The 10,879-nt window shown below is 44.7% G+C and carries 10 protein-coding genes and 1 tRNA gene; 1 reads left to right on the forward strand and 10 read right to left on the reverse strand.

What is annotated here, in order from left to right:
• On the forward strand, positions 1-231 hold a 231-nt coding region (locus tag BLU87_RS16325), incomplete at its 5' end, for a transposase (protein ID WP_139167599.1).
• Positions 232-362: 131 nt separating this feature from the next.
• On the opposite strand, the gene BLU87_RS16330 is transcribed toward BLU87_RS16325, so the two are convergent.
• The 10 genes from BLU87_RS16330 to BLU87_RS16375 all read right to left on the reverse strand — a co-directional run bounded on the left by BLU87_RS16330 (position 363) and on the right by BLU87_RS16375 (position 10,875).
• Positions 363-449, reverse strand: a tRNA-Leu gene (locus BLU87_RS16330).
• A 74-nt stretch (positions 450-523) separates the two neighbouring features.
• Entirely contained in the window at positions 524-1,918 is a 1,395-nt protein-coding gene (locus BLU87_RS16335) for a sigma-54-dependent transcriptional regulator (protein ID WP_092350815.1), read from the reverse strand.
• 2 nt (positions 1,919-1,920) lie between these two features.
• Positions 1,921-3,552, reverse strand: a complete 1,632-nt coding sequence (locus BLU87_RS16340; protein WP_092350817.1) for an ATP-binding protein — start codon at positions 3,550-3,552, stop codon at positions 1,921-1,923.
• Positions 3,552-4,769, reverse strand: a complete 1,218-nt coding sequence (locus BLU87_RS16345) for a type II secretion system F family protein (protein ID WP_092350819.1) — start codon at positions 4,767-4,769, stop codon at positions 3,552-3,554. Before BLU87_RS16345 ends, BLU87_RS16340 begins: the two co-directional genes overlap by 1 nt.
• 40 nt (positions 4,770-4,809) lie before the next feature.
• The gene (locus BLU87_RS16350) at positions 4,810-5,922 is read right to left on the reverse strand and encodes a type IV pilus twitching motility protein PilT (RefSeq protein ID WP_092350821.1); all 1,113 of its coding nucleotides are present in this window, start codon (positions 5,920-5,922) and stop codon (positions 4,810-4,812) included.
• An 83-nt stretch (positions 5,923-6,005) separates the two neighbouring features.
• Positions 6,006-7,709 carry a type IV-A pilus assembly ATPase PilB gene (gene pilB, locus BLU87_RS16355; protein WP_092350822.1) on the reverse strand — a complete coding sequence of 568 codons (1,704 nt, stop codon included), beginning with the start codon at positions 7,707-7,709 and terminating at the stop codon, positions 6,006-6,008.
• Positions 7,710-7,766: 57 nt separating this feature from the next.
• A complete protein-coding gene (locus BLU87_RS16360; RefSeq protein WP_092350824.1) occupies positions 7,767-8,618 on the reverse strand; it encodes a shikimate dehydrogenase in 852 nt (283 codons plus the stop codon).
• A gap of 7 nt (positions 8,619-8,625) precedes the next feature.
• Positions 8,626-9,588: a bifunctional riboflavin kinase/FAD synthetase gene (locus BLU87_RS16365; RefSeq protein ID WP_092350825.1), complete on the reverse strand. Its 963-nt coding sequence runs from the start codon at positions 9,586-9,588 to the stop codon at positions 8,626-8,628.
• Positions 9,589-9,756: 168 nt separating this feature from the next.
• Positions 9,757-10,284: a GspH/FimT family pseudopilin gene (locus tag BLU87_RS16370; RefSeq protein ID WP_175498439.1), complete on the reverse strand. Its 528-nt coding sequence runs from the start codon at positions 10,282-10,284 to the stop codon at positions 9,757-9,759.
• Between the two features lie 177 nt (positions 10,285-10,461).
• Complete coding sequence (locus BLU87_RS16375; RefSeq protein WP_092350829.1) at positions 10,462-10,875, reverse strand: type IV pilin protein; 414 nt, start codon at positions 10,873-10,875, stop codon at positions 10,462-10,464.
• Between the last annotated feature and the right edge of the window lie 4 nt (positions 10,876-10,879).

The raw sequence follows: 10,879 nt of genomic DNA on the forward strand, positions 1-10,879 counted from the left end.
GAATTGCTAAGCAAAACAGATATGCTCAAAGCAAGCCCCTTTCGACCATTGCAAACATTGGGAAAGAGTTTGACAAATTGGCTGACTGCTATAGCACGCATGTTCCGTTATTATAAAAGCAATGGAATTGTAGAAGGGTTTCATCGAAAAATGAAATTGATTCAGCGCAGAGCCTACGGATTCAGAAACTTTGAAAATTATCGGTTGCGGGTTAGAGTGTTGTGCGGTTAAAACAGAATAGAAATTTGATCGGTTTAAGTGGCGGGATATTTGTCCATCCCCTTTCTTTGGTGTAGACCCCCTTAATCTCAAGTCAAAAAAATAATCCCAACAACCTAAGTTATTGGGATTATTAATTTTGATGGTACCCGGGACGAGAATCGAACTCGTACAGGATTACTCCCGAGGGATTTTAAGTCCCTTGCGTCTACCAGTTCCGCCACCCGGGCTTGGATTTGCTATCTTAGTGATTCTTGACCATCTGTCAACTTTATTTTTTTATTTAACCGAGGGTCAGCCATTTTTATGGTTTTTCACAATCATCACCGATTCCCAACTTAGACAAACGATACCTGATGGAGCGAAAATTGATCCCTAATAGCTCTGCAGCGCGCTTTCTGACCCCACCAGCTTTTTCGAGGGCTTGCAACAGGATAGCTCTTTCCATATTTTCCAACCATTTTTCGAGATCGAACCCCTCTTCGGGAAGATCACCTAACGGTTCGCAGATATGATGTCGTTTATTTTTGATCTGATCGGGGAGGCAATCGATGGTCAATTTATCTGCTTCACCAAGAACGACACAACGCTCAACCAGGTTTTCCAACTCACGAACATTGCCTGGCCAATCATAATTGAGCAGGTACTCTAAAGCACGTTTTTCAATTGGATATCCATCTTTCCCTGTCAATCTTGCATAAAAACTCTGAATAAGCAGGGGGATATCGTCTGATCTGGTTCGCAGTGGTGGAAGTTCGATGGAGACGACATTTAAACGATAATAGAGATCTTCGCGAAACTCACCATCTTTGATCATGGCGGATAAGTCCTGATTCGTAGCCGCAACAAGACGGATATTCAGAGGAATGTTCTGCGTCCCGCCAACCCGACGAAACTCTCTTTCTTGAAGAACGCGCAGCAATTTAACCTGCATTCCCATAGGTAATTCGCCAATTTCATCAAGAAATAGAGTTCCATGGTCGGCAGATTCAAACAATCCTTCTTTACGTTTATCAGCACCGGTAAAAGCACCTTTTTCGTGTCCAAACAATTCACTTTCAAGTAAATTTTCCGGGATAGCACCACAGTTGATAGGGACAAAGGCATGCCCTTTGCGACCACTATTTAAATGCAATGCTTTGGCTACCAGTTCCTTCCCGGTACCACTTTCCCCGGTAATTAGAACATTGACCTGACTGGGTGCAATGCGTTCAAGCAAGGAGATTAACTTTAACATCGCCGGACTATGACCAATCAAACTTTGAAACGAAAAGCGTTGTCCAAGTTGCTGTTTAAGTTGTCGGTTCTCCTGTTGCAACTGCTCCCGTTCAAGGGCATTTTTTATGACCAGTCGAATTTCATCATTTTTAAACGGCTTGGTAATGTAATCATATGCCCCTAACTTCATAGCTTCAACCGCTTCTTCCGTCGAAGAGAAAGCCGTCATCATAATCATGGTGACATGATTGTCTTGTGATCGAAGCTGACGCAACAGCTCAATACCGGTCATCTTTGGCATCTGAATATCGGAAATAATAAGATCGTAACCGTTTTCTTGAGCCATAGAGAGAGCTGTGCTGCCATCAGCTGCCTGGTCAATCTGATACCCCTGCCGTTGCAATAAAATAGAAAGCATCTCCCGCAAGCTGTTTTCATCATCAACAACAAGAATATTGTATTTATTATTTTTAACGGACATATTCAATCTTCCCCCACAGCAAACCTCAACGTAAACCTGGCTCCTCCAGCAGTCCCTTTATCGACAGCGACAGAACCACCATGTGACTCGAGAACCGAGTAGACAGAAGCTAATCCCAAGCCAGTCCCCTTCTCCTTTGTCGAAAAAAATGGCTCAAAGATCCGCTCTATAATCTCATCTGCAATCCCAGGGCCACTGTCTTCAACAATAATAGCAGGAGCAGGCACAGTTGTGGTGTCAAAAACAAGCTTTCCTTCACCTTGCATCGCTTCAACAGCGTTGACGGCCAAATCCCATAAAGCCTGTAATATCTGACCTTGGTCCAGAGAGATGATACATTCTTCAGGATAGTTATGAACAATCTCTACTTTGTTAAATCGGGGATCGATCGCAAGCATCTCGGTCAGTTGATTCAACATCGAAGCCACATTGACTGGTTCTTTAACCAGCTTTTTAGGCCGTGCAAAGCCAAGGAAATCGGTCAATAAATGATTGAGTCGGTCTGCTTCTTTGACCACGATCTCCATAAGTTTGAGATCATCGAGCTGAACATTTTCAGCTTCCATAAGCAACTGGACCGAACCGCTAATTGAAGCTAGGGGGTTACGGATCTCATGTGCCATCCCTGCAGCCAAACGACCTACTGCAGCGAGGCGATCAGTCCGTTTCAATTCATCTTCAATTTTTTTAAAATCAGTTAAATCCTGAAATGTGACTAACACCCCGAGATCTTCGCCAAAATTTCCTTTCGCAGGGGTTGTAGCGTAACCGAGAATCAACCTTTCCCCGGTTTTTTTAATCACATATCCCTCCGACCGTCGCAGAGGTTTTGAATCAGCATTGGCTCTGACTGGCAACCCTGGAAACAGTTGCGCTGCATCCTGATCGTAGACATCCTGCAAGGTCAAACCAGTAATCATGGTGGCAGCCCGGTTGAAGGAACGAATCCGCCCTCGTGGATTAATCAACATAAGACCACTGGCAATATGAGCCAGAATCGTCTGGTTCATCTTTTCCAGTTCATCATAATCGATTGTTTTGCGCTGTAGCTGCTCTTCACTCTGACGCAATCTTTCAGCAAGAGTTCCGCTGAGTACAGCTATAATAAAAAAGGCGACAGCATGGACAAATAAAGCAGAAAAGAAGGTTCCATCTGAGGCAGAACGAACCAAATTAAGGAAATGGAGATAGTTAAAATATTGCAGATCAAGAATGCCGCCAAAGAGGATGACAGCGCAGGCGGCAGCAAGAACAGTCAGTCGTCGTGACAATAAGAAACTGGCGGATATAATCACGAGCAAATAAGCGAAAGAGAAAACACTTTCAACACCACCGGTAAGGACAATCAAAGCAGAGACAAACAACAGGTCCCAAACAACTTGAACCTGAGTGAAGAACTGAGTGTTGTCCATTTTTTGCAGCAGCAGTGCTGACACTAATGCTTCTGCATAAGAAACGCCGATCAGTAGAAATAATGGCGGAATAAGCGCACGATTAACACTTCCCTGCAGATATAAAATTGCAGCTCCGCCGAGCAGAAAAGTAATAACCGCAGTTCGACAGACTAAATACCATGTCAAACTGCGGTTATCGACGTTCAATTTTTGCTTTTTAAAAGGGTCGACTGTGGTCATTAACCGCCAACTGTTCCTGCCAACTTGAAGATTGGAAGATACATAGCGATAACCAACCCACCGACAGTTGTTCCCAAAAACAACATCAGCAAAGGCTCCATCATTGCGGTCAAATTGCCAACCGCATCATCAACCTCGTCATCATAAAAATCGGCAATTTTGCTCAACATCGTATCTAATGCACCCGCTTGTTCACCAACTTCAATCATCTGACAAACCATCGGCGGAAAGACACCTGAGGCCTTCAATGGCTCAGCAATTGTCTTACCTTCACTGATACTTGACCTGACTTGAGCTACCGCCTTTTCAACCGTGCGATTACCAGCTGTTTTCTGGACAATCTCAAGACCATCAAGAATGGGGACACCGCTGGAAATCATCGTCGACAGGGTGCGCGCAAACTTGGCAACAGCAACTTTACGAATTAAGATACCGAACACGGGAAGCTTTAATGCCCAATTGTCAATTTTATCCCGCCCCTTATTTGATGCATAGATCTTTTTGAAAGAAAAAATAAGTAAGACAATCAGCCCGATGATAACCAGAATATAATCCTGGATAAAATTACTGATATTAATGACTATCTGGGTCGGGGCAGGTAGAGCACCACCGAAATCGGCAAACATTTTTTCAAAAGCGGGGATAACAAAAACCAGAATAACGGCAATAACTACAAATGCGATACCAATGATCGTGGTCGGGTAGGTCATCGCACTCTTCACTTGCTTTTTCAGTTTCAACGCTTTTTCAATATAAACAGCTAAACGGTTGAGAATTGTATCAAGAATACCGCCAACCTCACCAGCTGCGACCAGATTGACATAAAGCTCATTAAATGCCTTTGGGTGTTTCTTCAAAGCATCGGCAAATGTCGATCCTGATTCCACATCGTCTTTAACTTTGAGTAAAATTTCTTTAAATGTCTTGTTTTCCTGCTGGTTAGAAAGGATATCCAAACACTGTACCAAGGGTAAGCCAGCATCAATCATGGTGGCAAACTGACGGGTAAAAACAACAATGTCCTTGGTTGTTATCTTAGGCTTAAGAAAGCTTATATTCAGTTCCGCATTAAGCCCTTTACCCGCCTCTTTTATTTTATTTGCTTGCACCCCCTGGCGGCGCAAATTTGCCTGAACTGCTGCTTCACTAGCAGCTTCCATGGTCCCTTTGGCGCTTTTACCGTCTCTTCCGCGCCCCGTCCAAGCGAATGTTGGCATGATTTACCCCTTTCCACTGACTCTATTCGTTAAATGTTTACTATCGTCCCTGCCCTGGATTGATGGTCTTTTTCCGACCGAGAATTGCACCAGGGTTGGCAAACATTTGTTTCAATTCATCCAAGTCATGAGAACGCATCATTGCATCCTCTTGAGTAATCTGTCGTGAGTGGGCCAGAAGGAATAAAGATTGGTTTAACGTCTGCATTGAAAATTTATCCTGCCCAACTTGCATCTGTGAATAGATCTGGTGAATTTTATCTTCTCGAATCAAGTTTCGGATGGCTGCGTTTGGCACCATGACTTCCAAAGCCATGACCCGTCCCTTGCCGTTAGCATGCGGCATCAGGCTCTGAGACAAGACCCCTTCCAAGACAAAAGAGAGTTGGGTCCGCACCTGAGATTGTTGCGTATCAGGGAAAACATCAATGATCCGATTCATGGTCTGGACACAAGAGTTCGTATGTAAGGTTGCAAAACAGAGGTGACCTGTTTCTGCAATGGTTAAGGCCGCTTCAATTGTTTCAATATCCCGTAACTCACCCAATAAAACCACATCGGGATCTTGGCGTAAGATATATTTTAAGGCTTTTTTAAACGATTGAGTATCGGCACCGACTTCACGTTGATTCACCAGACATTTTTTGTGCGGGTGTAAATACTCAATAGGATCCTCAATGGTAATAATATGTTCACTGCGCTCGCGGTTAATTGCATCAATGATTGCCGCGAGAGTAGTTGTCTTGCCGCTCCCTGTCGGACCGGTGACAAGAACCAATCCTCGCGGTTTTTTTGATAAGCTTCTGACAACGGGTGGCAAACCAAGATCGTCGAAAGTCTTAATTTCAAATGGGATAGCTCGAAATGCCCCGGAAACAGCGCCCCGCTGTACAAATATATTGCCACGAAAGCGAGATAACCCCTTAACACCAAAAGATAAATCCAACTCACTTTCTTCTTCGAACTTGCGCTTCTGAGCATCCGTCAACACACTATAGCAAAGCTGTTTGGTTTCCGCAGAAGTCAAATTGGCGCCGCTGGTAACGGTCATTTTCCCATCAATTCTGATCTGAGGAGCTGACCCTGTTGAGATATGCAAGTCTGAAGCACCCTGCTCAATCATTGTTTTGAGCAATTGATGCATATTAGCCATAAAGAGATCCTTTCAAAAAGTCCAAATATGCAGGTACGCAAAGAAGCACTGAGAATGACTTATTCTTAAACAACACGAGAAGATTAATCATCAGAGACTGTTGTTCGCAAAACTTCTTCCAGAGTCGTCATCCCTTCCATTAACTTGGTTATCGCCGACTGGCGCATAGTCTTAACTCCAAGCCGCATTGATTCCTGTTTGATTTCTGCTGTGTTTGCCCCTGACAAGATCATCTCTTTAATATCTTCGAACATCGGCATCACCTGATAAATACCGATTCGGCCTTTGTACCCGGTATCATTGCAAACACTACAACCACGCCCTTTGTAGGTTGTAAATTTACCGATTTGATTTTCCGGTACACCTGCAGCAATCAGTGCCTCTTTAGAGTGCTTTTCAGGCTCTTTACATTCAGAACAAACCCTCCGTCCCAGACGTTGAGCTGAGATCAGATTGACAGCCGATGCGACCAGAAAGGGTTCAATCCCCATATTCAAAAGACGATTGACAGTACTGGGAGCATCATTTGTATGCAACGTTGAGAGGACCATATGACCAGTCAAAGCAGCTTTGACACCAATCTCTGCGGTTTCAAAGTCACGGATTTCCCCAATCATGATAATGTCGGGATCCTGGCGCAGAAAAGCTCTAAGCGCTGCCGCAAAATTAAGGCCAATTTCTTCGTGCATTTGCACTTGGTTGATACCCGCAAAGTTAAACTCTACCGGATCCTCGGCCGTTGAAATATTTTCTGTCGTTCCATTCAACTCAGAAAGAGCCGAATAAAGAGAAACTGTTTTCCCGCTCCCCGTCGGCCCAGTCACCAGAACCATGCCAAAAGGCTTGTGGATTTCTTTTTTAAACCACTCCAGAGCTTTTTCTTCATACCCTAACTTGGTCATATCCAGTTGCAGATTGCTTTTATCCAGTAGCCGCAGAACGATCTTTTCACCAAAGAGGGTTGGTAAACAGTTGACGCGATAGTCCATTTCCTGATTACGGCCCATCTTGATCTTGATCCGACCATCTTGAGGCAGCCGTCTTTCGGCAATGTCCATCGTCGCCATAATTTTAATCCGCGAAGTAATGGCATTTTTCAATTTACGTGGCGGTTTCATCACCTCATACAGCACCCCGTCAATCCGGTAACGTACTCGAAATGCATGTTCATAAGGTTCGATATGAATATCTGAAGCTTTTTTCTTGATCGCATCCGTAAGAATCAGGTTGACCAGTTTAACAACAGGAGCGTCCTCACTGGCACGCTCCAGTTCGCTAACATCGTCATAACCGACGTCATCAACTAGTTCCAGATCATCAAAATCCTCAAGACCCTCCAAGGCATCTGCCATACTAGAACTTTGATCATAAAGTTTATCGATAGCGTCCTTGATGGCCGCTTCTGCAGCAACCACAACTTCCACGTTGAAGCCGGTCATGAACTTGATGTCATCGATAGCAAAGATATTTGAGGGATCGGCCATGGCAACAATCAATGTTGCTCCAGCTCGATTAATAGGGACGAGTTGGTATTTTTGTGCAACTTCAGCAGGAACTAAAGAGACAATCGCCGGATCAACGTCAAATTCGGCAAGATCAATAGAGGGGACACCATAGTGTTTCGATAAAAATGAAGCGAGATCGTGTTCCTGGACATAACCAAGTTTCACTAAAGCGGCACCCAAGCGAGTGCCTTCTTTCTTTTGTTCGGAAATGGCATTAGCCAACTGGGTATCAGAAATTAATTGGTTACGAACCAGCAACTCTCCAAGACGACTAGCACTCATCGAACAACAATCCCTTCCTATTTACATTTAATCTGCGGTGACACTGATTTAACAAATTTAGCCTGAGACCAATGTTTTCCGCATAAAACCAGATGGGGGGCGAATCCCGGTCCAAAGAAAAAAAGCATCTTCTCCTTGAGCGGCCAACATTCCCAGGCCATCGGCACAAAGATGCCCGGCCAAACGGGCGTTTTTAAGCAGCGGTGTTTCAGATGGGGAATATACCATATCAAATATTAATGCGCTACACTTAATGTTCTCCAATGGTAGAAAATTCACAGATTCACCGTGCAAACCAACCGATGTTGTATTCACGATTAAATCTGCAAGTGATAATGATTGGCGATAAAAAGGATCGAGATAGTCTGCGGCATAAAAGTCAACGGTGGGAAAATGGAGCTGTAGATCGTTGACAAGTTCCACAGCTCTGGACTTATGTCTGTTGGCAACGGTTATAGATTTCACTCCAGCGGAGACCAAGGCGACGACACATGCCCGACAAGCCCCACCGGCACCTAATACGACGACATTTCGACCAGTGGGACAAAACGTTAACTCCTGCTGGACCGCCTTGATAAAACCGCTGGCATCGGTATTGTAGCCGCTCAATATGCCATTTTTATTCACAACAGTGTTGACAGCCCCAATCAGTTGAGCAGCAGGATCTATACGGTCGAGAAGCGGTAGAATAGCTTCTTTATGCGGGATTGTGACATTAACACCAGCGATATCTAATGCACGTAACCCGGCAACAGCAGCGGGCAAATCATCAGGGGCAACATGAAAGGGGGTATAGACCGCATCAATTGCATGAAATTGAAAAGCATGATTTTGCATTAAAGGAGAAAGAGAGTGGGCAACAGGATCACCCAAAAGGCCATAAACACGACTTTTCCCAGAGATATCCATTGTATCCTTACTTCAAAGACAGATATTCACGGTATTGAATGATTTGCGTAGATTGCAGAATCTGCCGTGCTTGCAACACATCAGCTGCAATGGCGCTCACCAGCTCCTCAGAACTGGAAAACTTCACTTCTCCGCGCAACCGTTCGACAAAATAAATGCGCAAGGTCTGGCCATATAATTGCCCCGTATAGTCGAGTAAATGAACCTCAATGGTCGAAGTTTTACCACCAAAAGTCGGCCTATTCCCAAGACTAACAACCCCGCCGTACTCCTGCGAGCCGTTTCTAACCTTGACGACATAAACACCCGGAGCTGGCAACAGTTCTTTGTCAGTCTGCAAATTAGCAGTTGGATAGCCGAGCTCTCGCCCGCGCTGATCTCCTGGCACAACCTGACCTTCTAAATTATATTGCCGCCCAAGCAGTCCGACCACCCCAGCCATATCACCTGCAGCAACCAGGTTACGAATTCGGGTTGAACTGTATGCCAAGCCGTCCGCGCCAACGGGCTGGAGAACTTCAACCGAAAACCCATACTTGACTCCGCAAGCTTGCAGAAAATCAGCATTCCCACGCCGCCCCTTGCCAAAAGCGTAATCATACCCAACAACCAAGGCCTTAATGTGCAGCTTTGCCAACAAGATATCTTCGACAAATTGCTCTGGTGTCATCGCTGCAAACTCAGCAGTAAACGGGGTCTTAATCAGGTAATCAACATGGGATGCCGCAATGAGACGTTCTTTTTCCGCAGGGGTATTGAGTAACTTCGGAGCTCTGTCAGGAGCTAAAAATTTAAGGGGATGGGGGTCGAAGGTGTAAACAACAGCTGGACAATTCAATTGTCGAGCCGTCTTAACCAGATGACGAAACAACTCACGATGGCCAAGATGGACACCATCAAAATTACCTAGAGTTACTGCACAAGGGGCAATAGCATCAGGAAGATCGACAAGAGACTCTATAATTTGCATAACTGGCTAAATCCACTACGTACTAGGGTACTAAATTAATCAACAAGTTCAATAGTAGCGGAACACACGGTCAAGAAACAAGGGCAAAGAATCTTTCCTGGATTGCAAACATATCGGTCTAATGCAACTGCTGGAGACAATCCTGTTAGTAAACTTCATTCCCTGATTTTAACGCTTGACTGTCCTGATTCGTCCGGTAACAGCGATAATTATATCGATTTCTCTGTCACCAGAGTCAACAATGATGGTTCCGTTACCAACCCCGGGAAGAAAACCGTCAGCCCCATAGCTGATGCTATTACGGACATGAAAATTTCCCTCAATGGTAACATCTCCAGCAATACGATCAACGACACGTAACCTTTCTATAGTGCCATCTTCAGCTTCGTAATAGACCTTCCACCCTTGTTGCCACCCCGTTGAACTCAGATCACAGTTGATACCATCACCACTTTTGCATATTGTAACTTGAGTTGCACGACTCACAGCCTCATTCCGAGCATAGTTCAGATGAGAGATAAGGTTATTCACAGCACTAACCGCGCGTGAATTTTGTCTGAGAGATTGCAGTGATGGGATAGCAATGGTCATAAGGATACCGGCAAGAACCAAAGCTGTGATAAGTTCCAGTAGAGTGAAGCCAGCAGTTTTAGATGGATTTGAAGATAAATTGACGTGCAGATTTCGATTAGACATCGCCCCTCCCCGAGTCGAATTATCGATCCCTTGCCCCTGAATAGACATCAGGTTGTTTAGATGGTTTTATGGATTCTTGCCCATTATATCAATAAAAAAAACCTCAAAAACAGTGTAAAAGTGGGCTCAATAATCCATTGAACCCACCAGATTATCATTCAATTTCCCCGTCAATAATCACCAAGAGTCACAGTTCTCAGATGTTTTTGCTCCAGTCTGATCAATCTGCAACCAACCACACTTAGGTTCTGAAAAATTGGGAGTCGCTCTAAGAACAAAAGTGTCCATCGTCGGATCCCCAACCCAATTAAGGTTGTATTTCCCTCCTGGTGATGTCGCTGGTACGGTGTCACCATCATTAAGATTGCCAATAGTGGCATTTTCATAGCCGTCAGACTCTCGATTAAAGTGTCGTTCCATATTCTGTGCCGCTTCCACAAGAGTCGCTTGAGCTGCTGAACGTATGGCCGTTGCTTTATGAGACGTGTATGCAGGGATGGCAATTGCCGCCAAAATCCCCAGTATCGCCATGACCACCACAAGCTCAATCAGACTGAATCCCGCACAACTTTTAAATACCTTCTGCACCATCCTA

This window comes from Desulfuromusa kysingii (assembly GCF_900107645.1).
In the GTDB taxonomy this organism is placed as follows: domain Bacteria; phylum Desulfobacterota; class Desulfuromonadia; order Desulfuromonadales; family Geopsychrobacteraceae; genus Desulfuromusa; species Desulfuromusa kysingii.